Below are 24,438 nucleotides of genomic sequence, written 5' to 3'. Positions count from 1 at the left end.
CCGGTTTGCGTTTAATGACTACAGGAGCGACAGCATGAGTCAGGATTGGGATGCCGGTCGGCTGGACAGCGACCTTGAGGGTGTAGCGTTCGATACCCTGGCGGTCCGCGCCGGTCAGCACCGCACGCCGGAAGCCGAGCATGGCGATCCGATGTTCTTCACGTCCAGCTACGTGTTCCGTACCGCTGCCGATGCGGCGGCACGGTTTGCCGGCGAGGTGCCAGGCAACGTCTACTCGCGCTACACCAACCCCACCGTGCGGGCTTTCGAAGAGCGCATCGCTGCTCTGGAAGGTGCCGAGCAGGCCGTGGCCACCGCCACTGGCATGGCGGCGATCATGGCCGTGGTCATGAGCTTTTGCAGTGCTGGCGACCACGTGCTGGTGTCGCGCAGTGTCTTCGGCTCGACCATCAGCCTGTTCGAAAAGTACTTCAAGCGTTTCGGCGTGGAAGTCGATTACGTACCCCTGGCGGACTTGTCCGGTTGGGATGCGGCAATCAAGCCCAACACCAAGCTGCTGTTTGTCGAGTCGCCGTCCAATCCCCTGGCCGAGCTGGTGGATATCGCCGCGCTGGCGGAAATCGCCCACGCCAAGGGCGCCATGCTGGTGGTCGATAACTGCTTCTGCACGCCGGCGTTGCAACAGCCGCTGAAGCTGGGTGCCGACGTGGTGGTGCATTCGGCGACCAAGTTCATCGACGGCCAGGGTCGTTGCATGGGCGGCGTGGTGGCTGGTCGTGGCGAGCAGATGAAAGAAGTGGTGGGCTTCCTGCGCACCGCCGGGCCGACCTTGAGTCCGTTCAACGCCTGGATCTTCCTCAAGGGCCTGGAAACCCTGGGCCTGCGTATGAAAGCCCATTGCGCCAACGCCCAATTGCTGGCTGAGTGGCTGGAGCAGCAGGACGGCATCGAGAAAGTGCACTACGCCGGCCTCAAGAGCCATCCGCAACATGACCTGGCCGCGCGTCAGCAGCGCGGTTTCGGTGCAGTGGTGAGCTTTGAGGTCAAAGGGGGCAAGGAGGGCGCCTGGCGCTTCATCGACGCCACCCGGTTGATTTCCATCACCGCCAACCTGGGTGACAGCAAAACCACCATCACTCACCCGAGCACCACTTCCCACGGTCGCCTTTCGCCCCAGGAGCGTGAAGCAGCGGGCATCCGCGACAGTCTGATCCGTGTCGCGGTCGGTCTGGAGGACGTGGCTGACCTGCAAGCCGATCTGGCCCGTGGGTTGGCCGCCTTGTGATCGAGCTGGCAACGCCGCACGGCGGCACTCATGGTCGAGTAGCGCTGGTGACAGGCGCCGCGCGGGGCATCGGCCTGGGGATTGCCACTTGGCTGATCTGTGAAGGCTGGCAGGTGGTGCTGACTGACTTGGATCGTGAGCGCGGCTCCAAGGTCGCCAAGACGCTGGGGGAGAACGCCTGGTTCATCACCATGGACGTGGCGGACGAGACGCAAGTCGCCACGGGAATCGCCGAGGTGTTGGGCCAGTTTGGGCGGCTTGACGCGCTGGTGTGCAACGCGGCCATCGCCGATCCCCATAACATTACCCTGGAAAGCCTGGATCTGGCCTACTGGAATCGGGTCCTGGCGGTGAACCTGGGTGGTCCTATGCTCCTGGCCAAGCATTGTGCGCCTTACCTGCGTGCCCACAATGGCGCCATCGTCAACCTGGCTTCGACCCGTGCCGCGCAATCAGAGCCCGACACCGAAGCCTATGCGGCGAGCAAGGGCGGCTTGCTCGCCCTGACCCACGCCTTGGCGATCAGTCTTGGCCCGGAAATCCGGGTCAACGCTGTCAGCCCCGGCTGGATCGACGCACGGGACCCGTCCCAGCGTCGCGCGCAGCCGCTCACGGATGCTGACCATGCCCAGCATCCGGCGGGCAGGGTCGGCACGGTGGAGGACGTGGCGGCCATGGTGGCGTGGCTGTTGTCGCGCAACGCCGGTTTTGTCACGGGCCAGGAGTTCGTGGTGGATGGCGGTATGACCAAGAAAATGATTTATGAGTGAGGAGCAGCTGCAAGGGGCGAGCGATTATGCGGTGTTGGCGCCTTTAACTTGCAGCTTGAAGCTTGCCGCTCAAAAGCTGTTTTTGAAAAAAACTCAACCCTGCTATTGACTTAGCTTCGGTACCTGCGTAAATTTCGCGGCCTCAACGAAGCAAAGGGTGATTAGCTCAGCTGGGAGAGCGTCTGCCTTACAAGCAGAATGTCGGCGGTTCGATCCCGTCATCACCCACCATGTTTTACGAGAGTTTTGCGAAAGCAAGACGGAAGCTGTCAAAAGCCTCCACCGACGCGCAGCGGTAGTTCAGTCGGTTAGAATACCGGCCTGTCACGCCGGGGGTCGCGGGTTCGAGTCCCGTCCGCTGCGCCATATTTTCCGAAGCAGGTTTACCTGGTTCGAGATTCAAGCCCCAGGGTTTGGGTCAGACGAGTTAACTGGACGCAAGTCCACAGCGATACGCAGCGGTAGTTCAGTCGGTTAGAATACCGGCCTGTCACGCCGGGGGTCGCGGGTTCGAGTCCCGTCCGCTGCGCCATATCTGCTTCGAGGCCCACTGAACGCCTTGAAGCTAAGAAGAAGGTTGAAAAGCCAGCTTCTAGTCGATAGCAAAAACCCTGGTCGAAAGACCGGGGTTTTTTGTTTTTGGGATAACGATAGTGGAGCAGGCCCGTGGCGAGGGAGCTTGCTGTGGCGAGGGGATTTATCCCCGCAGGGCTGCGAAGCAGCCCTTATTGTTGGCGACTTCAGAACCCCAATTTATCCCGCAACCCGTAATACCAAGCCCCCATCGCCGCAAACGGCGTGCGCAACAACTGTCCGCCGGGGAAAGGGTAGTGCGGCAGGTCCGCAAACGCATCAAAACGCTCAGCCTGGCCACGCAGCGCTTCAGCCAGGACCTTGCCCGCCAGGTGCGTATACGTCACGCCATGGCCGCTGCAGCCTTGGGAATAATAGATGTTGTCTCCCAGGCGTCCGACCTGTGGAAGCCGCGATAACGTCAGCAGGAAATTTCCGGTCCAGGCGTAATCAATCTTCACGTCCTTGAGCTGCGGGAATGCCTTGAGCATCTTCGGACGAATGATCGCTTCAATATTCGCCGGATCCCTCGCGCCATACACCACGCCGCCACCGAAAATCAGACGCTTGTCGCCCGTCAGTCGGTAGTAATCGAGCAAGTAGTTGCAGTCTTCGACGCAATAATCCTGAGGCAGCAGGCTATGTGCGAACTCATCGCCCAACGGTTCCGTAGCAATCACCTGCGTGCCGCAAGGCATGGACTTGGCCGCCAGCTCCGGCACCAGATTGCCCAGGTAAGCATTGCCCGCCACGATGATGAATTTGGCCCTGACCTTGCCCTGCGGTGTATGCACCACCGGGCTGGCGCCACGCTCGATGCGCACCGCCGGCGATTGTTCATAAATCACCCCGCCCAGGGACTCCACCGCCGCCGCTTCGCCCAAGGCCAGGTTCAGCGGATGAATATGCCCACCGCTCATATCCAGCATCCCGCCTACATACTCCTCGCAGGCCACCACCTCGCGAATACGCCGCTGATCGAGCAACTCAAGCTGGGTATGACCGAAACGCTCCCACAAACGCTTCTGCGACTCCAGGTGGCCCATTTGCTTGGCGGTAAGGGCGGCGAACACTCCGCCATCCTTCAAATCACACTGAATCTGATACTTCGCCACCCGCTCGCGAATGATCCGACCACCCTCGAACGCCATATTGCCCAGCAACTGCGCCTGCTGAGGCCCGACACTGCGCTCGATCACATCAATGTCGCGGCTGTAACTGTTAACGATCTGCCCGCCATTACGACCCGAAGCCCCAAAGCCGACCTTTGCCGCCTCAAGCACCGTGACCTTGAAGCCGTTCTCCAGCAGAAACAGCGCAGAGGACAGGCCGGTGTAACCAGCCCCGATCACGCAAACATCCGTTTCGACATCATCCTGCAGGGCAGGGCGAGCTGGAACCGGATTGGCCGACGCGGCGTAATAAGACTCTGGATACGGTGTGTTCGCCATTCTGCAACCTCTGTTTTATATTTTTTACGAATGCGCCGATCCTACCCGAGATAAAAATCAGCCGCCAGCCACCGCCAAATCTTCGCCGCTTTGGTGAAATTAAATATTTTGCATATTCATAGGGTTAGGTGAAAAAAAGGTATTGACACCCCTTTGGAATTCCGTAGAATGCCGCCTCACAGCAGGCACGTAGCTCAGTTGGTTAGAGCACCACCTTGACATGGTGGGGGTCGTTGGTTCGAGTCCAATCGCGCCTACCAAACAAAATCCGCTCTGCTGGGCGGTCTAGAAGGGTCAACCGAAAGGTTGGCCCTTTTTTGCGTCTGGAGTTTCATGCAGAACGTTCACAAAATATCGGGTCCGTTCACACTGGGCAATGTGAACGCTGTGAGCATTATTTCTTGGGTGAAATCTTTACCTATACCTGACTCGAGCGAATGCTCTGAAGATCATGCCTGTGTATTCATACAGTCCTTGGTGTGGGCGTGACGATGTTGTGTCTTGGAGCAGGGGTGGGGGGCAAAGTACTCCCGTGCTTTCATAAGTACTTAATGGCACATCGACATATTTGATTGCCAGCCGACTTTGCTAGGGGTATAAAGAATTCGCTGGGCGTACCGTCCAGGTGCTCTTTAAACATGGTGAAATTCTCTGGGCTTGCAGTTGGTGGTCGGGTAACTGACCGGCTTTGGTGTTCTTCAAAGCTACCTCTCCGCAACGACTCAGTCCCCTAGGTCATCCTATGTGTGTGTCCTAATGCTTGATCCGCGCGTAATCGAGACGTTCCGCGTTAGCGCTTGCCTTATGCGCTGGCGAAGTGTTCCTCGTTTGCGTAAAGCTTTACGGTTAGCGCTATTGGCATGTGTTGACGGATGAATTCCTCGGTGACGAAGTTTACGGCGGCGACGGCTTATCGATATTGATAAATCAATATCAATAAGCAGAACTGTGGTTTGTAGTGGTGTCTTGGAAGTTCCATTCGGCCCGGAATGCTTTGGCGGCGGCAATTTCGCCGGCGAAGGAGCTACAACCATGCGTAAAAAGAATACAGCCCATTCTCGGACTATTCTGAAAAAGCACGATATCCAAGACACCCGCGTTACAGTTGAAAGTGAGCGTTCTCATAGAGACAAAGGTAGAAGCAGTCGGTTGACACGAATCCGCTATGCGGTCGAGGGGCTTCTGATTCGCCAAGCTCTTTTGGAAATTTGGGAGCGTAAGCAGGAATACTGGGATGGAGCCTGCGAAGTCGTAGGCAAACTCCTTGAGGTTGTTTTCTCATGACGCAACAAACCACATCATTCGAATTCTGAAAGGCCGATCTGGGTATCGGCCTTTCTTCATTTTAGGGATCGGAATATGGACGCTCCTACATACCCTTTCAAGCCTATTCACAGTATCCAGGCATTAGCCTTGGCGCTTGACGAAAGCGAGCGTCTGCTAGAGCGCCTTGCGATCCGTGCTGACCGAATGTACCGCCACGTGCCTCAAGAAAAAAAAGGTAAGAGGCGGGATACTTATGATGCTCACGAGCCACTCAAGAGGGTTCAGCGAAAGCTCGTTGACCGGGTGTTATCCAAAGCTATTTTCCCCGCGTATCTTCACGGAGGCATAAGGGACCGTAAGTCCCCACGGAGCATTCATAGCAATGCGTCTGTGCATGCGGGGGCAAGGTACGTAATCCTTCAAGATATTCGTAATTTCTACCCGTCCATATTGAAGAGTCAAGTGGACGACTTATTTCGCGGGTTGTTCGGCTTTGGAGCGAGTGTGTCGGCCTTGCTGTCTTTAATTTGTACCCGCGACGGGTGTGCGCCACAAGGGGCTAGTACGAGTGGCTACATCGCCAACCTGATTTTCTGGAATGTTGAACCGAAGATAGTGCAGGACTTCTTGGCCCAAGGCTTCCAGTATTCTCGATTCGCTGACGATATCACTATCTCCTGTAGCCGCGAGCCTACGTCGGAGGAGCTTTCCGGCATAGTTTCGACTGTCACCGGGATGTTGGCTGCTAAAGGTTGTCATCAGAAGCGCACAAAACTCCATATGCGCGTCCGTGGCCAGGGCATCAAAGGTGATGACGCTACCTTCACGCCGCTTACGGTTACAGGATTGAGTGTCTTCAATGGCGCTCCAAGCCTAACCAAGCTGGAGCGAAAGCGTATACGGTCAGCAGTTAAGGAGTTAGAGGTAATGAGCGAGTCGACGCCAGGCTGGGCTGTCCTCGAGCCGAAGTATCATCGTGCGATGGGGCGGGTAGGGAGACTTCTGGCGTGCGGTCATCCAGACGGTGAGGCATTAAAGGCGCGCTTGAATGTGGTTAAGCGGTCGTGCCAGATCCCGTTGCACGAACGGTATCAGCAAGCAATCTCCGAATGTTTGGCCAAAGCGGTTGAAGTGGATGTCGGCTAGAAATAAATCTGTCTCCTTTTCCCGGTCCCCTTTTCCACTGTGAAGCCAAAACTTCGGGTCGGTTTCATGCAGATGCTTGATGTCTTCCGTCCTGTTGCTGGCGGTCATGACGTTTGCTACTACTCAATGTTCGCTTAGCAGTCTCGACTATGCTGGAGGCGTGGTTAAGATGTGTGTTAATGGGAGCTAAAGGAACCTTGCGTCGCTTAAGATATTCTCCGAACAATTTCGCAATTGGCTCTAGGGGGAACGGGTATGGACGAGTCTGATGACCTGTGCGACGAAGCAGTGGATGCTCGATGGGCGCGAGGGAACGTACTGGCACACCATTTGAAGCCGCTTCTAGAGCTCTACGACCTGAAATGGCGTGGCCATGGACACGTTTATGTCGATCATCAAGAGCACAACATTCTCGCCGCGAGCATGGTTTTGGCTGAGCTGGGTATCATTCTTGGGGTGCCTTCTGCAGTGGTCCGGGCTAGGCTCATCGAATTGGGGTGGTTAAGAGACGTTCGCGATACTCAGCCCAGCCCGAACGAGGTCAAGCGTGCAGAGCTATTGCACAGATTTTCAAGCGGCCGAGAGGTCGATTACTCTGAATGCGACGAAGAATTTGATGAGGGCTAGTCCTACAATGCGACCCGCCTTGGTAATGAGGTTGTATGCAACCGGAACACTTTGATCTATCCACGCCTCTTTTCCTTCCCATCACAGAAGAAACCTGCACAGGTTTGCTCGAAGGCTCCCAAGAGGCTCTCGACATGCTGACAGATCCGGAGCTGGCCGCAATGCTGGTCATCCAAAACCTTGCACAGGTCACGGAAAAGGATCTTGTCCCGACAGCTGTCGAGCGAATTCTTGTCAAACTGTTGGATTGGGCGGTGGACGCACCTAGCCTGACAACATCAAAGTTGCTGCCAGAGGCAAAACGCTTGTTCGACCGCAGCAAACTCTATTTTGGCATCGAAACAATCAAGAAATCTAAGCTACGCTTCCTGCTCGCCGATGAAGTCACTGCTCAGAAATACCTATTGCCCAGCGGCAGGTGGGACGTCGAATATAAGTATCGTCATGTCCGCCATCATCATCCCTTCCATAGGCAGATGGTTACTATCGGTCACGATGAGCGCTGGTTGAGCGGTGCGCAGGATCATCTTGTTAGGACTTTTAGAGCCAATCTGGACGAGCACTTGCACGTGCAAGGCTACGCGGGAATTGGTAAAAGCCACCTGATGGGGGCGTTGGTCGAATGCTTGCAGCCGAAGACGACACTAGTACTGGCGCACACTGAGGAAAAGCTTGCAACCCTGCGCAAGCGAATGAAAAACAGCAGCCGTGAATTGACCTGCAGCACTTTTCGCAAGTTCGCATTGGTACTGCTTCACCGCCGAATCGTTCGTCCTGTAAATGCAGGAGTAGGGCCAAGCAAGCAAATGCTCGCCCAACAGCTGAACATCGTCGGGTTGGGATCGTACGATACACTGGCGACGATGGATATCTGCTTGAGAATGTTGGAGCTCTATTGCCGGTCGCGGGACTACACCTTGTCGGCTAAACACATGCCTGAGCTACACAAGTTCCTATCCAAAACCGATTCCATGGTGCTGCTGGAGTATTCGAGCCGGCTGTGGACTTACATTCAAGCAAATCCGGAATGGGGACGCCGCACTGGCTTCGAAGTGTTAATGATGATCAAGTGCGCCAGTCTGGAAGGTTGCGTGGTGTCGCCTCGCTATTCGCATGTGCTTATCGACGAAAGCCAAGATGTTCCAGCCTCGTTGCTTCAGATTCTAGAACGCGGACGTCAGGTGCTGGTTACCTTGGGGGACGAGTACCAGCATGCAGGAAGCGACGTCGTCGCCCGTAGGCAATCGGTTCGACAGAGCACCATCGGTTTCTCGGTGCGCTCTGGGCGTAACATCGAGCATCTGGTCAATCCGTTAATTTCCCGGCACTCAAGAAAGACCAAGGAGCCTTTCGAAGGTGCTCGCCATGCCGACGTCGGCATTGAGGAGTATCCGGAGGCATTCGTACCGCCAGAGGAATGCGTTGTACTCACGGCTTCTTTGTGGGACACCATGAAGTGGGCTATCCAATTGCGCGACCTGAAATGCGCATTTAGCTTCTACTCTAGTCATGAGCAGAACAGCCTTTGGCGTTTCATGACCACTGCTATCGGTTTGTTCAATCCGCGCTTTCACCAACAGAATGAGGACGCAGCACATCGGTTTTTCAACGAGTGGACGCATTGGCAGCAGGTGCGAGAAGCGAACCAGTACGACGACTCGTTTCTATGGGTAGAGGCCGAGCTGGAAAAAGGTTTTAGGGTGGCAGACGTCACTCAAATGAGCATCCTAGTAGGTCAGCCTGGCAAAAGCTGCATGTTGATGAGAGCAGAAGAGGCCGGAGGCATGGAGTTCGATTATGTGCTCCTGACCCCGGGGTTACTCACAACGTCGATGTTCAAGGACGCCTATGAATTCGATCAGCGGATCTGTGCCGTCTACATCGCTATCTCCCGAGCCAAGCAGAGGCTTTATGTTCCTTATAAAATACATGACTGGCTTGTACATCACGACATTCAGAAGTTTCGCGAAGACTTTATTCGCTGATAATCGCGTTGAATCTAATGCAACATACTCCTGAGCTGTAGGGAAAAGGGAACAGATTTATTTCGCTGGGCTGAAGCCGTTTTGGCTAGTTCGAAAAAAAAAGGGGAAAAATTTATTTCTCCTTCGCTGCGCTACAAGCTTTCATCGAATGAATTTGCTTGGATCAACTAGCTGTCGGCTAGAAATAAATCTGTCCGCTTTCCCGCAGGTTGTGGTCTGTCCCTAGTTCTTTGGTGGATTATCCCGATTTTTTCGACTTTTTATCTGATCCGCAGCAAGAGCCGATTTACATGATTCAAGAACCTCAATTGCTGTTTCGAAAGTGTAGTGGGCAGTAATATAGGTTGTCATCGTGCCTGTATTGTTTGCAATGTCTATATTTAATTTGCCATTTCTTGCTGTTACGTTAAGTTCTGAGCTGAGAAGTGGGAAGAGTTCGGCAATGTATTCAAGAATGCTTTCTTTGATGAAGCTATCAAGAGGGGTTGTATCATGGTTTGGGGACACGCTCAGGGTGTCGTTAGGTTGTTTGTGTGGAGTTTCTATTTTATTAGGTGTTTCTTTTTTTACGTGTTGTTCGAGTTCTGTATTGTTGCTTGCTACATCTGCTATTATTTCGGCTGCGGAGATTTTTGAATCAACATTGGTGGGGCTCTCACCTAAGTCATCGCTTGGGTGGTCGAGTGATGTTGTGGTGATAGGATTGTTGTCTTTTGAAAGTTGTAGCTCTGAAATTATCTCTCTTAGTCTTGTGTTTTCTAGGGTTTTTGAATCAATTTCGGATTCATATTTTAGTTGGCTTTCAAGAGACTCTCTTCTGATTTTACGAGCTTGCACTTTGGAAATTGGGCTTTCATCATCGATAGATTGTTGTATTTCTTTTAGACGGCGCTGTGTTGTTTTTACATGTCTATAAATATACTCTGCTGGTATGGGGTATACAAATATCAAGAGGAGACTCGTTATCAGTGGGAGTGCAATGCCGTGGATTACTATGCTTTGAGTGTTTGGGAATATATTTAAATCGATATATATTATTTTTTCGGGGGTGTGTAGGCTGGATATAAGTATAAGTAAAAATTTGTAGTTCCAACCGCACCAAGAGATAATGAATGAACTCAAGAGGGGGCTGCTTACGCGCTCGTAAAGCTGGGCTTTGATAGTTGTGGTGAAATCTTCGATCAAGTCTGCTGCTCCATTCGGGTGAAAACGGTACGGATCACAGTACGAGGGGGGAAGAAATGGAATGTCTAGGTCTGCCCCCAGGTTTCTCCGTTTATTCCAGTCCTTTTTATAGGAAAGGACCGGAATCCATTATTTTAAACTTGTCCCTGATAGAAGGTGATTGTCTCTTTTAGCGAGTCTGAGAATTCATAAATCTCATCGAGCGAATTGATAGGATGTCGAGTTTCGTTTTTTTCTTTATCAAAAACACCCAGGTATTTTTGGGTTCTATTAAAGTGAAGTCTTGCAATAGGCTTTCGATTATTGTCGTCCAATAAAATTCCAAAGTAGCTCTGAGTGTCTCTGTGCACGATTCGCTTCGAGTCAATTACTGTGCGCACTATCGCCTTTATGATATGGAAGCCCTCCAGCTCTTCCATCGTAGTAAGGACTCTATCCTCAGGCGTATCATTTGTTTCGGGCTGGCTCTCGGATACAACCCGTTCAGCTGGAGTCTGTAATGGAACGCCGCTGATTGCGGACTTCAAGCGATCGTTAATTTGATCGTTTAGGAACTGAGAGGCTGCTTTTTTGGTTAGGAGCGCGAACTGCTCTCTTACTTTTTGAGTGATCACACCTTCATAGATTCGAGAGGCAAAGAAACGCACAAAGTCGTCGTCGGGCTGGGTGAACTGGGAGGCCATTTCCCTTTTTATCTGCCCTACGTACTTTAATTCACCTGCTGCGTTAATAATTGATTCAACATCAAACGCTGATTTTGTGAGCTTTTGCAACTCTGGTATCACGTGTTCGTCGATATCTAACAGGTCTATCTCCAAAAATGGTTTTTCATCCATTTTGTTGGGGGCATCTAAGTCGGTGAAGAATCTATAGAATCTTCCGTTCGTTAAGATTGATATTCTGGCGGTAGTAACATGGAAGTATCTGAATAACTGACTTGCGTGATTTATATTTAGTGACTCGCCAATTTTTTTAGTTTCAATAAGAATCTGGATTTGGCCATTTTTTAGGATCGCGTAATCAATTTTTTCACCTTTTTTTGTACCAATGTCACATATATATTCGGGTACGACTTCGGATGGGTCGAAAACGTCATAGCCAAGCACTGTATGAATGAATGGCATTACAAAAGCGGTTTTAGTTGCTTCCTCAGTTTGGATTGTTGATGCTAACTGATTCACCTTCGCCGACATTGCGTTCAAGCGTTCTATAAATTCCATTTCCTAGCTCCGTAGCCATTTTCCCGAATGGGCCAATAGAGGCTCAACGCTACTACTTGTTAGAACTACTCGATACTGGATTTTTGTCCATGGTGGATGTCCAAACAGTTTAAGGATGAGAGAAACAGCCAAGGCAAGGATAGAGTCAAGGCAATGCTGAGCGCTCCGATGCCATCTCTCATGACTATTCAGTCCTTGTGTAGAAAATTTCTGAAAATCCCATCAAAAGCACTATTCTGGCCCTAAGCCTCTCGTCGGAAGTTTTCTGTCACGTTACGCTCTGAATGTCGCTGCACACAGCGACCGGGCTTGGTAACCCGGAGGAATAAGGCGTAACAGTGCACAGACAGGATTGCAGGCTTTTTGACTGCGATTTTGTTTTATGGCAGCTGTGCGTGGGACGTCTTTTGACGTGCCGGTTTCCTTGATTCCCCGGTTTACCAACCTGCGCATAGCTGCCACCCATTCGCTTGGTAACGGATGCGGTAGCTCTTCGAATCAAGGGAGCTGAACAATGCATATCAAAAGATCAAGAAAACGACCTCACCTGCTCCGCAGTTCTGTATCGCGGTCCCGTTGCATCTCAGTCAATGGAGATAGCAAATGACCGAACAAGTGGAAGCAAAAACTATCGGCTACACCCCATTCCATTATTGCTCCGATCGTCCTCTGTTCCGCGTTAACGGCGGTGTCCCGTTAAATGAAGCATTGCAACAAGCGTCAGACCTATTGCATCTTGCCTACCGGCTTGCAGAGGATGCGACCTTTGAAAGGGGAACGGACCGTCATGCCTGGGCCGCTCATTATTTAATGGAAATGAGCAAAGCAGTGATTGATGACGTAGTGAAAGTCATAACGCCTAGACCCGCAGAATCTAAGTAGCTCTCTGATTCGCGATGCACCGAGGCTGCACGCGTCCTGATTTGTCGGGGCGTAGGCAGAGTCGAATGGTGTTTGGCAAAAGCAGCCAATTCAGCACCGGTGATTTCCGGCCAGACGCCACCCTCCGTCGGCCGGATGCGCAGCATGGGGTAGTGGCGGTTTGATTTGGGTTGGGGTATTACGGGTGTCCGGCATGGAGCCGGACAGGGAGATGTATTTGAAAAAACTACTTTTACTTGTCGTCGCTGCGACCTTTGCAACTTCAGCATCGGCGGAAATCATTGATTCCACCCCCTCAAAGGTTTGCTCGCTACTTTCAGACTTGGGTCTGAAGGGGCGGAAATGGGTCGATGATTACGGCGATGGGTCCTCAGGCTGCTCCAGTGACTATAAGGACATCGGTGCCGGGGACGGGCTCGCGAATAATTTGGCTTACTACGTAACCGGGGTAAGTCAGTACGTAATGGAGGTGAAGTTGGTACTCAACTACAACCAACCTTCTCAATCCAATAGCGCTACAAAGGCACTCCTCGCAGCCTCAAAGAGGCTATCTCAGGGAGCGCTGGGTGCAAGCCTGCCTGAATCTGTTATTACACTCATCAAGCGCGGCGAGCATGGATCTGCCAGGGTTGGCAAGGGTGTCGTAGAGGTCGTGCGAGAGGAGTGGCCAACTGGGAAAGGTTACGAAGTGCAGGTCATGATGCGCTAACCGTAGGCTCGGCGGAAAATAGGGCCAACTAGGGAAAGGGCAGATTTGTTTTTTGGTTCGCTGCGCTGAGTGCTTCCATCGGGTAAATTCGCTTGGATCAATTAGCCGTCGGCTAGAAAATAAATCTGTCCCCTTTTTGCAGAAGCTTTTAGAGAAACTGGAGACGGATTGCACCGTCCAGCTTTCGCAGTTCTTTCAACGCTTTCGGATCCCCCTCGACTCCATACTCAACGGCCATTGGCGATATCTGCCTCGGCCTCGCCAATCAGATCGTCGAGAGATACTCGAACAGGTGTTTCGTTGGCATCGGACCGTACCTTGACCAAGTGTAAGAGCTCCAGTTCGTCCAGGCGCTCGACCATGGCCTCATAGACGTTCGCCGGGACCATGTAGCCCATAACGCGGTTGTGGTTCAGCACAGCCACGGGCAAGCCGTTGGCGCCGCTCAAGACGGAAGATGGGTTCTTCTTGAGTTCAGATACGCTGACGGCCACATCGGCCAGAATATTTTGCATGGATATGACTCCTAAATAGGTCTTTATTCTGGTCTTTTTATTCTAGAGTGACAACTGCTCAGGATTTCCCTACCAAGTCCGGTCTCACCAAGGCTCATCGATCAGCCCGTCTTGTGGGTGTAGCTGGCGTATTTTCCTGGCTGCCTTCTCACCCTGGGGAAACGCGGCGTTGTTGCGCTCGGCCATCCTCGCCTCATATTCGTAGTGGCGAAATAATGGTGCTAAATTCGCGCATCCTGCGCGTACGGTCATCTGGCTCGGCGGGATATTCAACCCTGTTTCTACCGATTTTATGGATATGGAAATTCAATGAACAAATCCAAGCTTTGGATTGCGCTATCCTGCGCTGTTGCTGTTTTGATCTGCTTGGGGGTGTCATGTCGGCTCTGACCCAAGAGCAGGTTCAGGCTGTTTTCCAGAAAATCATAAGTGACATCAAGGGTGCAAAAACCAAGTAATGCGATCCTGGCTAACCAGTGGTGGCGACCGGGGCGGGCGTCGAATCTGATACGCGCTGCCGTGAAACTTTCGGAGCGCGGGGGGGAGAGCAGGCCTGTGAGCTGACAGAGATCGTCGCCAGTTTTCTGGGAATTGAGGGGCGGGGGTGATGAGTGCCAAAGAAATATCAGGAAAGCAAAGCAGCGGGTGCTGCTGACATCGAGCGTTCTATCCAGGCACTGAACCAAATGGCTGAACGCCTCTGGGGCGACGGTAGGGAAGCTGAGGCGAAAGCCTTACTTGATGCCTTGGATGCGTTAAACAGGGCGCTCGATCGGATCAGGATTGGAGAGAGTCGCAGGGTTCTTCATTGAAGCGTTAAGGAGAGTGGGGCAGACCACTATATAAACGCGCCGATTCCAAGGGACGAAGCAATCGTGTCTGTCCCAGTTTCACACTAATCACAGGACATGCAATGCTCATCGTCTTCAGCGGCCTTCCCGGCACCGGAAAAACGACTATCGCCTATGATCTCGCCGCTACAACAGGCGCCGTGTACCTGCGGATCGATACGATTGAGCAGGCGATTCGAAACTCGGGCGCGCTTGCGCAAGATGTGGGACGCAGTGGTTACATGGTCGCCAATGAGCTTGCGCTGAGTAATCTTCGTCTGGGCCGCACGGTCATCGTTGATGGTGTCAATCCCGTCCTCGAAAGCCGAATCGCGTGGAGCGAAATCGCCTCACGCGCTGGTATTCGATTGGCAAATATCCAAGTGATTTGTTCCGATAAAGATGAACATCGGCGCCGGGTCGAAACAAGGGCGGTTGATATTCCAGGGCTGACTCCACCCACCTGGCAGTCGGTGCTGGATCATGAGTATGAGCCGTGGGATGAAGCTCCGTTTTGCATAGACACAGCCTTGGTCTCTCCGGTGCAAGCGGTCTCGATGATCATCGAACGATTCCTGTCCAGTGAGTAACGTCGGCGCGCCAGCGGCATCGAGGAAAATACCTACGCAAACCTCGGAAACCGGCGCATTGCAGCGCCGATGAGTGAGGCTTATTGTCCTTCTGTCGCCCAATGGCGATTCGGGTTTGGCGACTCGATTGAATGAAGTACTCCTTTTCAACGAATTGAGGTACTACCCATGCCCCGATACATGCCCATCACCGGCATCGACTTCACCCCCGCAACCCTGCTCATCGACACCGAAGCCCCTCTAGACGTCCTGTTCGAAACCGCCGATTACCGCATCCGCACTGTGACCCAAGTCTTGGAAAATATCGCGTTCCGCTCGGACATCACCTCAGATACGGTGCTGACTGACTTTTGTAAATTACTGACGACATCGTTACGCGATGGTTGTGATGTCATGGATGTGATTGGAAGACGACTGCGGGCGCAGGCGGCAGAGTAATGAAGACGGGCGACTTATAAGTCGCCCGTTTCATAAGATACTGGAAAAACTCAAAGGGTGGAAACGAGGTCAGTCCACGATTATGGGATGGGCTGATTATCGGTGGATACAAAATCGTGGCCGCTCCCCATTTTCACCGTCAGGCGTGTGCTGCGCGCTCAAACACTTCGTCGGCCCATTGGTTCAGGCTCTTGCCGGCAGCTTGGGCTGCAATGGTAGCGGCAGCATGCACTTCAGGACGAATGCGCAGCATCACCTTTCCGGAGGCAGGTTTCTCGGGGCTGACTCCTTGTTCGGCACAGTCCGCCAAATAGTCCTCGATAGCGCTAGCAAATTCGGAGCGCAGCTCTGTCACTGAGTCGGCGTGAAAGCTGATGATGTCGCGTACTCCCAGAACTCGACCGACGAAGATGTCATCACGCTCATCAAACTCAACTCGGGCGGTATAGCCCTTATAGGTCATGCTGTTCATAGTTCTACTCCTGCTCGCTGGAGAAATTCTCGAGCCTCTTCTACCTGATACTTCTTGGCTTCCTTTCCAGGGTGCGGTCGATGACAGCGCCACTGGGCCTCTCGCAGCACGAGCTTGACCCGCGAGCCTTCGCGTTCCAACACTTCGCCACCCAAATGAACGATTAAAGCCTCAATGTCAGCAAACACTACTGCCGCGCTGGTTGGCGTGCGGTAGATCGCTTCTAAGATTTTCCGGTGCCTGTTCTTCATTTCTGCTCATGCTATCAAAAAAAGATAGCAAAATCCTACCAGTACCGAGCCATTGAGGCTTGGCGCCGTGATGAAATTTTCATTTCTGTGTTTTTCTACAGGCTTAGACCTTCCACGTCCTGCGACCTGATGCATGGAAACGAGGACAGTCCACGATTATGGGATGGGCTGATTACCGGTGGATACAAAATCGTGGTTGTTCCCAGCTTCACCCGGTCCCAGCTCCGGGCCGCCTGCTTCTGTCTAATCCGCTCTTCAGACCGGTGAATGATTAGCTGCATGCCCAGGCTGCGCATGAAAATCAATGCCGAGTGCATGAATGACCTTGAGTACGGTATCGAATCTCGGCTTTGATCCGGGTGCGAACGCCTGGTACAGGCTTTCTCGCCCCATGCCAGAGTCCTGAGCGATCTACGCCATGCCTCGGGCCTTGGCTACATAGCCAATTGCTCGGAGAAACTCCTCGCTATCACCATCAGCCAGCACCTGAGAAAGGTATTCACTGATTGCTTCGTCGCTATCGAGTAGTGCCTCCATGTCAAATGTCGTCAGGTGTTGGGTCATGTTCAAATCTCTTTGCCCGTTTCTTCGCTCGCTGGATATCAGCACCCTGTGAAAACTTGTCGCCACCAGCCAGTAGCAACACAATCGTTTTACAATGCTCACCCCACGCCTGACAGGGTGACCCATGCAACTCAAGGATGAATCATGAACCGGACGCTCTGTACCGCGCTGAGCCTTTCGATTATCGCGTCATCCTCCACTGGATGCGCTGCAAAACCTGTGAAGGAACCGCTCAAAGTCCCCCAAGTCTATGGCTATACCTTGAATCAGCCGCTTTCCAGTAATGAGTTCATGGCGCTTTCCGCTACCGGAGGCGAGTCGGGTACGGGCTCCAAGGTCTACAAGCGCGTCGATGACCAAGGCGACGCCTATGAGGTCTTCCTCGATAGTAAGATCCGCCCGGATGTAATCCGCAAGACGAGTCGTGCTTTCGCCAGTCAGTCTGAATGTGAGGCGGAATTTGAGGTACAGGTTGCCCAATTGAAGCAGCACCTCGCCCGTCACGACATCGCGACGCGCGGGCTAGGGCCGGAAAGTCGTACGCTTGTGCCGGGTGATCGTTATGTCGGCGTGAACGCTACGGAGTGCGGAGCCCGGCAGTATGATCACCCCGAAGCCTATCGTTATGTCCTGAGCCTGTCCGAGGACATTCTTTCCCCTGCGCCGAAACGAGGCCTGGCCGATAAGGTCCACGATGCCTACGGGGCCGTCGGAATGACGGTGTTCGTGATCGCCCTGTTGCCGTTTGTGCTGGTTGGTTGGGCTGTTGATAAGGCCTCCGATTGAGTTTCGTTCGGGCTCGCTCCTTGGGAAGAGGGAGGTATAGAGCATAACGATCTACTCGCATCGCTCAGCCAAATCGGCAAACTCACCGTCACAGGAAGTGGACCATGAAAGCCATAACCCTGGTACTGGCAGCCGTTCTTGCAGTCACCTCAGTATCCGCACTGAAGTTGATGAAGCACGCCCTGAGGAAGGGTTAATAGATGCCAAAGGAATACCAGGAAAACAAAGCAGCGACTGCTGCTGACATTGAGCGTTCCATCCAGGCCCTGAACAAAATGGCTGAACGCCTCTGGGGCGATGGTCGTGAAGCTGAAGCAAAAGCGCTTTTACGTGCCTTGGACGCGCTAAACTGCGCGCTCGATCGCATCAGAATCGGGGAGAGCCACAGGGTTCTTCATTGAAGCGCAGCGTTGAATTCCAGGCCGTTCATCCATTGCTCGGCACTTGCAGTGCCCCGGCCTCTCTCATGTTTAAGCGTGCAAATTCCTCACGTCAGAACGGAGAGCCAGCATGGAAATCGACGAGAATGCTCCTGGGAACAAATCTCAGCAGGACGTAACGCGCGGCACGGATAACGAAGCAGGTCACGATCCCAAGAAGGACGGCCCCGAGGTTCCGTTGCCTGCGGATGATGAAGCTCCTATCGAGGAGGATATGTCTGATGTGGATGCCGCCGATTCGGTGGCCAGTGAACATCCCGACGCTTAGCTTTCGTCCTTGCTGATTTATGTCAAAAGCGGGCGACTTATGAGTCGCCCGTTTTTTTGTAGGTCTCAGTTTCTAAAAGCAAGGACTCGGTCCGATCGTCTACCGCTTGCGGGGACATCAATCCGGGGACCCGCTTGATCTTGCACGAATAAATGATGCTGGTATGGTGGCGCCTCGTTTAAATCAGCGTTCTAGAGGGATCTTCTATGCACTCATTTTTCGCCAAGACCTTTGGGGGTCTTACTACCAGCTATTACATCCGCCAGTTCCTGTTCGGGCTGGTGTTCGCTGCGATGATCATCTCCCTGGCGGCCAATGGCCCTGGGGGAATCGGTGCCAAGCCTGGGCTGATTGTGTTGGCGGTCATCAACACATTGCTCTATCCGTATTCTCGGTTCGTCTATGAAAGCGTTGTTGGCTACATCATGGGTAACAACGTTTTCTTCGTGAACGCGCTGTTCATGCTGATAGTGAAGGTTTTCACCATGGCGATGTGCTGGTCGTTGGCGATTTTTGTAGCGCCGGTGGGGCTGGCGTACCTGTTCTGGCGCAACAGCCGGTCCGCCGTCGAATAACCCGGTAGTTCAGCGCAGTTGCAGTACAACTGGCGAGAATCGCTAAAGGAAGCCCTACCTTGAATCGTAGGGCTCACCCATTACTTTTTTGGTGATAGGTCCTGTCCTGTGGCCTCGGTTGTTCAAGCCACGCAGCAATATTCAAAAGAGGTCATCTCTTGTCGAACGTAGAGCCCCACCTGCACGAGCTAAAGCTGACGCACATCTACGATGGTTTCAAACAGCTAATTCCTCTCGCTCTTTTCGTCATCGTATTCGGTGTGGCCTTCGGCTTGGCCGCTGCGCAAACAGGCTTAAGTGATACGTCGGCCGTGCTCATGAGTACGCTGGTATTCGCCGGCGCTTCTCAATTTGCCGCGCTGGATCTATGGGGCCAACAGGTCCCGGTCGTTCCGTTGATGATCACCGTCTTTGCCATCAACGCCCGACACCTGTTGATGGGCGCCACGCTCTACCCATGGCTACGGGAGCTGCCGGTTGCCAAGCGTTATGGTGTGATGCTGGTGGTCTCGGACGCCAACTGGGCCATGGCGATGCAAGCGTTCAGCCGTGGAAAACCTGGGCTGGGGCTTTTATTTGGCGGTGGCATCGCGCTCTGGGTCGCCTGGATCCTGGGCAGTTGGCTGGGGCTGCACTTTGGCAGCGCCATTGAAGACCCCGTCAGTTTCGGGCTCGACATGGTGATGGGGTGTTTCTTGCTGGCGATGGTCGTGGGCGGGAAGAAGAACCTGCGCATGTTCATTATCTGGACCGTGGCGGCCTGCTCATCGCTATTGGCCTACTGGTACTTGCCGGCCAACAGTCATGTCGTGGTAGGCGCTTTGGCGGGGGGCATTCTGGGTGCGCTGTGGATGGAGAAACAACAATGAATATCGACACGGCGGGTTACGGCACGTTGATTGTCATAGTGATCATGGCCATCGTGACGTTGGCGACCCGCTGGGGCGGTGTTTTCGTGATGTCGTTCGTGCCGATCAACTATCGGGTACAGCAATTCATCACGGCAATGTCCGGCTCGGTGTTGGTGGCGGTGCTGGCGCCCCTGGCGGTTAAAGGTGATAACGGCGCGCGGCTGGCCCTGTTGACCACGGCAATCGTCATGCTGACACTGAAAAAGCCGCTGCCGGCGATTGCGGCCGGGATACTTGCAGCTGCTTTAGTCAGGCAGTTCTGAAGTCGTGTCGCCCGCTGACAAACGGGCGACGGGGATCAATTAACGCCCTGATCAATAATTCAGGGCAGCAACCTCCCCAAACGAATGCTCCTGAACGCCAGCCATGAAGTGCAGCGGCATCTGTGGTTTTGCCTCCAGAGGCGCTATTTCGATATTCCCCACGACTTGACCTTCAAGCGCACTCAGTCGTATCGACTCTTCTTCCTTGGCCTTTGCCATTCTCGCGTGGTTCGCTGCGATTTCGTTGAGAGTTGACACGGTACATCTCCGGTGACTGACCAAGCAGTGAATAGACGGCCGCCGCGTCAGGGTTACGTCGTCCTGGGGCTGCCATGACAAGTCGCTGCAAACCCTGAGCCAGACGCGGTGGTGAAAGGTGCGTCACCTCCCATTAACGACGAATGGTGCGCACTGGGAAACTCTAACCGTACACAGATGAATATTTAAAGACGCGGGCGACTCTCAAAGGTCTGTATCGACGCCGTAGCCGTCCGGCAGGCCTGCCGTCTTGCTGAAGACCACCACCACTGAGATGCCGATCACGCTGGTGGCGAACGCCAGCAGTAGAATCACCCGCTGCGTTCCAACAGGCGCAGCAAGCATCGCGACCAGCAAGCCCGCCAGCGGTTGCGAGAGGTTGTTGAGTAGCGTAATGACACCTACCGTCTTGCCGAAATCCTTGGGTGGAATGACTTGTTGGCGCAACGTGCGGAAGTAGACGTTGAACATCTTGTCGAACCCGACGATCAGCAGGAAACCAATGACATAACCCCCGATGTTCGGACTGAGTGCGGTGATGAAGGCTCCTGCGGTAATCAATGTATAGGACACCGCTCCGAGGACGTTCAAGGGCAAGCTCACCCGCGCCAGAAAGAACAGGATGATGATGGTGGTGACCGCCCCGGCTGCCTGTAGTCCGGCGTAAGAGTCCTTCCCTGCGGCGTACTCGCCAATCACCATGGCCGCCGAGGTGGCGAGGGTGACGCCGATGATCAGGTTGACCCCTACGGCCAGGCCAATGATTTTTTTCAGCTCGGCCAGGTTGCGGATGTGGCCGAAGGCAATGCGCAGCGGGTTCAGCCAGACGTCGTGATGTTGCTCGAAGGTTTGCAGTGTGACCGCGCTGGTACGCTGCCAGAACAGCATCGCCAGGTCCGCCAGCAGGAACAGTACGGCAATCGCCAGCACCACCCAGTGCCAGGCCCATACCTCCAGCATCAGCGCAGCGATCAGTGGACCCAGCACCAGCCCGGTCTGATCGGCGATCTGTGAGTACGACAAGGTCTTGGTGTAGGTGTAGTGCTTGAAGATGTAAGGCATCACCACTTCGCGGGCCATGATGCCCTGGGTGGTCAATACACCGCAGACCGCCGAGAGGACGACGATCCAATAAATGCCGCCAAACATCATGAAGAGCACCACGGCTGCAACGCATATCACGGCGCGATACACCTGGCTGATGTGCAGGATTCTGATGGGCGGGAACTTGTCGCACAGTGCGCCGCAGATCGGGAACGACAGATAACGCGGCAGGGACTCGACAAAGAAAGCCAAGCCCGCCCAGGAGACGCTGTGGGTGGTTTGGAAAACAATCAGCGGGACGATGAACAGCAGTATTTGGTCGGCCAGCCGTGAGAGGAACATTGAAATGAAAAAGGCCAGGTAATCCTTGCGCATGGGGCTCCTTGAAAACGTCGTTGTACGGTACTGGGCTTCGCTGTCAGCGCGCAGCATGATATGGAACTAATATCACCGCTAGCCTCTATATTCACAGGGATGTTCCCTTTTCAGTGAGAACCACCATGTTCAAATCGCGCTCGTTGATTGTTGCGGTTACCTGCTTCGCCCTCGTGGCAGGTTCTACCGCTGTTGTGGCGAACCCGGGTAACGACAAGGGGAACGCCAAATTCGATCAAGGTCAGGGTCAGGGTCAGGGACAAGGAGGCAAAGGCGGGCAGGGCAACAAGGGCGGTCAAGGCAACCCAGGAAACAACCCTGGAAACAGTCAGGGTGGCAAAGGTAACCAGGGCGGCAAGGGCAACCCATCGGGTGGCGGTGGCGATTGGCACAACGGCCCCAGCATCGACCGCGGTGGCATTCTCGGCCTGGTGAGCGGCCACCGTGATTATTGGAGCCCCGGCCCACCCTTGCCGCCGGGTATCCAGAAAAACCTCGCCAGAGGCAAGCCGTTGCCACCGGGCATTGCCAAGAAGCTGGATGGCCGGCTACTGGGGCGCTTGCCGCACTATGACGGTTATGAATGGCAGCAGGTGGGCACGGACCTGATTCTGGTGGCAATCGCCACAGGCATCATTTATGAAGTGCTCAACGGTGCGTTCGACTAAAGCGTCAATGGAATCAATAGCAGCCTCATTCGCAGTGATGCCAATCAGTTAAGCGAAACGCCCGTGGGAGCGGGCTTGCTCGCGAAAGCGGTGGGTCATTCAACATTGATGTTGGCTGACCCGACGCCTTCGCGAGCAAGCCCGCCCCCCCACAGGTTTTGCATCAGCTTTCAAGTTGCCGCAAGCGTTTGTACAAGGTGTTGCGGCTGACCCCCAGCCGTCGCGCCAGGTGCGAAATGTTCCCGCCCACCGCCTGCAATTGGCGGTTCAGGTCCTCGATATCGTTCAGGTCCACCGTCAGCGGCTCCGGTGTTTCCACCGGTTCCATTTCAAGATCAATGAAGAAGTCGTCCGGCAGATGTTCCGGGCGGATCGGCTGCTCCTCGGCCATGGCCAGGGCCACTTGCAGCACGCTGCTGACCTGGCGCAGATTGCCTGGCCATGGATGGCGTTCGAACAGATCCAGCACTTCGCGGCTCAGGCCCGCCCATTGCGTAGGTTCGCGGTGCTGTTCCCAAAGGCGTTTGAACAGGGCCTGTTTGTCACTGCGTTCACGCAGGGGCGGCAGTTCCAGGGTCAGGCCGCCGATGCGGTAGTAGAGGTCTTCGCGGAACCGACCCAACTGCACTTGTTCGCGTAACAAGCGGTTGGTGGCGGAGATGATGCGAATGTCCACTGGGAACAGCTCGGCGCTGCCCACCGGCTGCACGCAGCGTTCCTGCAGTACCCGCAGCAACCGGGCCTGAGTTGGGAGGGGCATGTCACCGATCTCATCGAGGAACAGGGTGCCGCGGTCGGCCTTGCGGATCAGGCCGATACTGCCTTTTTGATTGGCGCCGGTGAAAGCGCCTTTTTCGTAACCGAACAGTTCCGATTCCACCAGCTCGGCGGGGATTGCCGCGCAGTTGACCGCAATGAATGGTTGCTTGCTGCGGGAGCTGGCCTGGTGCAGGGCTTTGACGAACACTTCCTTGCCGACGCCGGTTTCGCCGTGGATCAGCAGCGGAATGTCCTTCTCCAGCAGGCGTTCGGCCTGGCGTACGGCTTTTTCCACGCGGCTGTCGCCCAAGTGCAGGGTATTGAGGCTGATCACGTTCGCGACGGGGGCGGACGAGGGCGCTGACTCGCTGAAGACCCGAGCCTTGACCGTCACCTGTTGCGGGCGTCTGAGCAAACACTGGAAGCGATTGCTCCCCGACGCTTGCAGGGCGAACGGCAAGCCGTCGGGCTGGTTCAGCAGCTCCAGCAGCGAAACCTTGAACAGGCTTTCGATGCTCACCCGTGACAGGCGCAGGCCCAGCAGATTGTCGGCGCGACGATTGGCGGAAAGCACCTGGCCGGTTTCATCGAAAATCAGCAGCCCGGCCCATTGGCTGTCGAGGTTGTTCAATCCGGTGTTGAAGGTCAGCTGGAAATGTTCACCGCGAAACAGGTTGAGGATCAGCCGGTTTTCCACGGTCTGGCTCATCATCTTGACCATGCCCAGGGTGTGGGAGGGCGGCAGGTAGCTGTCGCTGGAAACGTCCAGCACGGCGATGACCTTGCGCTCGGCGTCGAAGATTGGCGCGGCGGAGCCGGTCATGAAGCGGTTGGCCTTGAGGAAGTGTTCATCGTGTTCGATGTGCACCGCCTGTTCACAGGCCAGGGCGGTGCCGATGGCGTTGGTGCCACTGCAGCGTTCCATCCAGCTCGCCCCGGCGCTGAAGCCATGGGCCAGTTTCGGTTCGATAAAGCGCTGGGTGCCCCAGGAGGTCAGCACTTGGCCCTGGTTGTCGGCCAGCATGATCAGGCAATTGGAGTTGCTCAGGATGTTCTCGTAGTACGGCAGGACTTCCTGGTGGGTGGTCTGCACCAGCGAATGCTGGCTTTCCAGCAACTGGGCAATGCCTTCGGCGGGCAATTGATCGAAGGCAGGCACACTCTGGTGATTCAGGCCAAAGGCGCGGCAGCGGGACCAGGAGGCCTGGATGATGGCTTCGTGGGACAAGGCTGGAGCAGGTGCGGCCATGGGGCACTCTCGCAGATGTTGTTTTTATTGTTGTGATAAGTCTCGCACATCCTCCTTGTGCTGGGGCATGCCTGAATGCCACTTGATACACAAACCCTTGTGGGAGCGGGCTTGCTCGCGAA

Annotated in this window: 27 protein-coding genes, 4 tRNA genes and 1 pseudogene; 22 read left to right on the top strand and 10 right to left on the bottom strand. The window is 54.4% G+C overall.

From position 1 onward, the window contains the following. Window positions 1-34 precede the first annotated feature (34 nt). The 5 genes from HU811_RS09635 (at window position 35) to HU811_RS09615 (ending at window position 2,548) form a co-directional block, all read left to right on the top strand. The gene (locus tag HU811_RS09635) at window positions 35-1,246 is read left to right on the top strand and encodes an O-succinylhomoserine sulfhydrylase (RefSeq protein ID WP_092456865.1); all 1,212 of its coding nucleotides are present in this window, start codon (window positions 35-37) and stop codon (window positions 1,244-1,246) included. Next, window positions 1,243-2,016, top strand: coding sequence for an SDR family oxidoreductase (locus tag HU811_RS09630; RefSeq protein WP_092400417.1), 774 nt, complete (start codon window positions 1,243-1,245; stop codon window positions 2,014-2,016). Before HU811_RS09635 ends, HU811_RS09630 begins: the two co-directional genes overlap by 4 nt. Before the next feature lie 155 nt (window positions 2,017-2,171). Next, window positions 2,172-2,247: transfer RNA gene (locus HU811_RS09625), tRNA-Val, on the top strand. A gap of 58 nt (window positions 2,248-2,305) precedes the next feature. Next, window positions 2,306-2,382: transfer RNA gene (locus HU811_RS09620), tRNA-Asp, on the top strand. 89 nt (window positions 2,383-2,471) lie between these two features. Then, a tRNA-Asp gene (locus HU811_RS09615) sits at window positions 2,472-2,548 on the top strand. A gap of 208 nt (window positions 2,549-2,756) precedes the next feature. Here HU811_RS09615 and HU811_RS09610 read toward each other — a convergent pair. Continuing rightward, window positions 2,757-4,040 carry an NAD(P)/FAD-dependent oxidoreductase gene (locus tag HU811_RS09610; RefSeq protein ID WP_186655491.1) on the bottom strand — a complete coding sequence of 428 codons (1,284 nt, stop codon included), beginning with the start codon at window positions 4,038-4,040 and terminating at the stop codon, window positions 2,757-2,759. Window positions 4,041-4,223: 183 nt separating this feature from the next. Here HU811_RS09610 and HU811_RS09605 point away from each other — a divergent pair. The 5 genes from HU811_RS09605 (at window position 4,224) to HU811_RS09585 (ending at window position 9,064) form a co-directional block, all read left to right on the top strand. After that, window positions 4,224-4,300, top strand: a tRNA-Val gene (locus tag HU811_RS09605). A 772-nt stretch (window positions 4,301-5,072) separates the two neighbouring features. Beyond that, window positions 5,073-5,324 (top strand): hypothetical protein, encoded by a 252-nt coding sequence (locus HU811_RS09600; protein ID WP_186655489.1) that lies wholly within the window; start codon window positions 5,073-5,075, stop codon window positions 5,322-5,324. Window positions 5,325-5,399: 75 nt separating this feature from the next. Continuing rightward, a complete protein-coding gene (locus tag HU811_RS09595; protein ID WP_186655487.1) occupies window positions 5,400-6,452 on the top strand; it encodes a reverse transcriptase family protein in 1,053 nt (350 codons plus the stop codon). A 255-nt stretch (window positions 6,453-6,707) separates the two neighbouring features. Further along, window positions 6,708-7,079 (top strand): hypothetical protein, encoded by a 372-nt coding sequence (locus tag HU811_RS09590; RefSeq protein ID WP_186655485.1) that lies wholly within the window; start codon window positions 6,708-6,710, stop codon window positions 7,077-7,079. A gap of 35 nt (window positions 7,080-7,114) precedes the next feature. After that, entirely contained in the window at window positions 7,115-9,064 is a 1,950-nt protein-coding gene (locus HU811_RS09585) for a DEAD/DEAH box helicase family protein (protein WP_092400427.1), read from the top strand. Between the two features lie 222 nt (window positions 9,065-9,286). Here the strand turns inward: HU811_RS09585 and HU811_RS09580 are convergent, their stop codons facing one another. Beyond that, window positions 9,287-10,249, bottom strand: a complete 963-nt coding sequence (locus HU811_RS09580) for a hypothetical protein (protein WP_186655484.1) — start codon at window positions 10,247-10,249, stop codon at window positions 9,287-9,289. A 134-nt stretch (window positions 10,250-10,383) separates the two neighbouring features. After that, a complete protein-coding gene (locus HU811_RS09575; RefSeq protein WP_186655482.1) occupies window positions 10,384-11,469 on the bottom strand; it encodes a type I restriction endonuclease in 1,086 nt (361 codons plus the stop codon). Window positions 11,470-12,072: 603 nt separating this feature from the next. On the opposite strand from HU811_RS09575, the gene HU811_RS09570 reads away from it, so the two are divergent. Together HU811_RS09570 and HU811_RS09565 are read left to right on the top strand one after the other, a co-directional pair. Then, the gene (locus HU811_RS09570; RefSeq protein ID WP_092400431.1) at window positions 12,073-12,351 is read left to right on the top strand and encodes a DUF3077 domain-containing protein; all 279 of its coding nucleotides are present in this window, start codon (window positions 12,073-12,075) and stop codon (window positions 12,349-12,351) included. 217 nt (window positions 12,352-12,568) lie between these two features. Further along, window positions 12,569-13,060, top strand: coding sequence for a DUF6030 family protein (locus tag HU811_RS09565; protein ID WP_143071673.1), 492 nt, complete (start codon window positions 12,569-12,571; stop codon window positions 13,058-13,060). 227 nt (window positions 13,061-13,287) lie between these two features. Here the strand turns inward: HU811_RS09565 and HU811_RS09560 are convergent, their stop codons facing one another. Continuing rightward, entirely contained in the window at window positions 13,288-13,575 is a 288-nt protein-coding gene (locus HU811_RS09560) for a type II toxin-antitoxin system Phd/YefM family antitoxin (RefSeq protein WP_186655480.1), read from the bottom strand. A gap of 611 nt (window positions 13,576-14,186) precedes the next feature. Here HU811_RS09560 and HU811_RS27410 point away from each other — a divergent pair. The 3 genes from HU811_RS27410 to HU811_RS09550 all read left to right on the top strand — a co-directional run bounded on the left by HU811_RS27410 (window position 14,187) and on the right by HU811_RS09550 (window position 15,433). After that, window positions 14,187-14,387 (top strand): hypothetical protein, encoded by a 201-nt coding sequence (locus HU811_RS27410; RefSeq protein WP_367616235.1) that lies wholly within the window; start codon window positions 14,187-14,189, stop codon window positions 14,385-14,387. 101 nt (window positions 14,388-14,488) lie between these two features. Beyond that, window positions 14,489-14,995: a P-loop nucleotide/nucleoside kinase family protein gene (locus tag HU811_RS09555; RefSeq protein WP_186655479.1), complete on the top strand. Its 507-nt coding sequence runs from the start codon at window positions 14,489-14,491 to the stop codon at window positions 14,993-14,995. Window positions 14,996-15,163: 168 nt separating this feature from the next. Next, on the top strand, window positions 15,164-15,433 hold the full coding sequence (locus HU811_RS09550) for a hypothetical protein (RefSeq protein WP_186655478.1): 270 nt from the start codon (window positions 15,164-15,166) through the stop codon (window positions 15,431-15,433). A gap of 139 nt (window positions 15,434-15,572) precedes the next feature. Here HU811_RS09550 and HU811_RS09545 read toward each other — a convergent pair whose 3' ends face one another. The 3 genes and pseudogenes from HU811_RS09545 to HU811_RS09535 all read right to left on the bottom strand — a co-directional run bounded on the left by HU811_RS09545 (window position 15,573) and on the right by HU811_RS09535 (window position 16,720). Next, window positions 15,573-15,905 carry a type II toxin-antitoxin system HicB family antitoxin gene (locus tag HU811_RS09545; protein ID WP_186655477.1) on the bottom strand — a complete coding sequence of 111 codons (333 nt, stop codon included), beginning with the start codon at window positions 15,903-15,905 and terminating at the stop codon, window positions 15,573-15,575. Continuing rightward, window positions 15,902-16,156 carry a type II toxin-antitoxin system HicA family toxin gene (locus HU811_RS09540; protein WP_186655476.1) on the bottom strand — a complete coding sequence of 85 codons (255 nt, stop codon included), beginning with the start codon at window positions 16,154-16,156 and terminating at the stop codon, window positions 15,902-15,904. The genes HU811_RS09545 and HU811_RS09540 overlap by 4 nt, the downstream gene beginning before the upstream one ends. A gap of 255 nt (window positions 16,157-16,411) precedes the next feature. Beyond that, window positions 16,412-16,720: pseudogene (locus tag HU811_RS09535) on the bottom strand (addiction module antidote protein). A 144-nt stretch (window positions 16,721-16,864) separates the two neighbouring features. Between HU811_RS09535 and HU811_RS09530 the strand changes: the two are divergent. The 6 genes from HU811_RS09530 to HU811_RS09505 all read left to right on the top strand — a co-directional run bounded on the left by HU811_RS09530 (window position 16,865) and on the right by HU811_RS09505 (window position 19,963). After that, entirely contained in the window at window positions 16,865-17,506 is a 642-nt protein-coding gene (locus tag HU811_RS09530) for a hypothetical protein (protein WP_186655475.1), read from the top strand. A 200-nt stretch (window positions 17,507-17,706) separates the two neighbouring features. Then, window positions 17,707-17,907, top strand: a complete 201-nt coding sequence (locus HU811_RS09525; RefSeq protein WP_092400445.1) for a hypothetical protein — start codon at window positions 17,707-17,709, stop codon at window positions 17,905-17,907. Window positions 17,908-18,016: 109 nt separating this feature from the next. Continuing rightward, complete coding sequence (locus tag HU811_RS09520) at window positions 18,017-18,214, top strand: hypothetical protein (RefSeq protein WP_092400447.1); 198 nt, start codon at window positions 18,017-18,019, stop codon at window positions 18,212-18,214. Between the two features lie 206 nt (window positions 18,215-18,420). Next, window positions 18,421-18,789: a hypothetical protein gene (locus HU811_RS09515; protein ID WP_092400449.1), complete on the top strand. Its 369-nt coding sequence runs from the start codon at window positions 18,421-18,423 to the stop codon at window positions 18,787-18,789. Between the two features lie 158 nt (window positions 18,790-18,947). After that, window positions 18,948-19,658 carry an AzlC family ABC transporter permease gene (locus tag HU811_RS09510; protein WP_186655473.1) on the top strand — a complete coding sequence of 237 codons (711 nt, stop codon included), beginning with the start codon at window positions 18,948-18,950 and terminating at the stop codon, window positions 19,656-19,658. Further along, window positions 19,655-19,963, top strand: coding sequence for an AzlD family protein (locus HU811_RS09505; RefSeq protein WP_186655471.1), 309 nt, complete (start codon window positions 19,655-19,657; stop codon window positions 19,961-19,963). The genes HU811_RS09510 and HU811_RS09505 overlap by 4 nt, the downstream gene beginning before the upstream one ends. 51 nt (window positions 19,964-20,014) lie before the next feature. On the opposite strand, the gene HU811_RS09500 is transcribed toward HU811_RS09505, so the two are convergent. After that, window positions 20,015-20,221 (bottom strand): hypothetical protein, encoded by a 207-nt coding sequence (locus tag HU811_RS09500; protein WP_186655470.1) that lies wholly within the window; start codon window positions 20,219-20,221, stop codon window positions 20,015-20,017. A 204-nt stretch (window positions 20,222-20,425) separates the two neighbouring features. Continuing rightward, window positions 20,426-21,640 carry an MFS transporter gene (locus tag HU811_RS09495; protein ID WP_186655468.1) on the bottom strand — a complete coding sequence of 405 codons (1,215 nt, stop codon included), beginning with the start codon at window positions 21,638-21,640 and terminating at the stop codon, window positions 20,426-20,428. 125 nt (window positions 21,641-21,765) lie between these two features. On the opposite strand from HU811_RS09495, the gene HU811_RS09490 reads away from it, so the two are divergent. Then, complete coding sequence (locus HU811_RS09490; protein WP_186655465.1) at window positions 21,766-22,308, top strand: anti-virulence regulator CigR family protein; 543 nt, start codon at window positions 21,766-21,768, stop codon at window positions 22,306-22,308. Window positions 22,309-22,471: 163 nt separating this feature from the next. Here the strand turns inward: HU811_RS09490 and HU811_RS09485 are convergent, their stop codons facing one another. After that, complete coding sequence (locus HU811_RS09485; RefSeq protein ID WP_186655461.1) at window positions 22,472-24,316, bottom strand: sigma-54-dependent Fis family transcriptional regulator; 1,845 nt, start codon at window positions 24,314-24,316, stop codon at window positions 22,472-22,474. Window positions 24,317-24,438 lie beyond the last annotated feature (122 nt).

The organism is Pseudomonas tehranensis, assembly GCF_014268615.1.
GTDB lineage: Bacteria > Pseudomonadota > Gammaproteobacteria > Pseudomonadales > Pseudomonadaceae > Aquipseudomonas > Aquipseudomonas tehranensis.
Note: the sequence above shows the minus strand (reverse complement) of the source record. Positions and strands in the feature narration are given on the sequence as shown.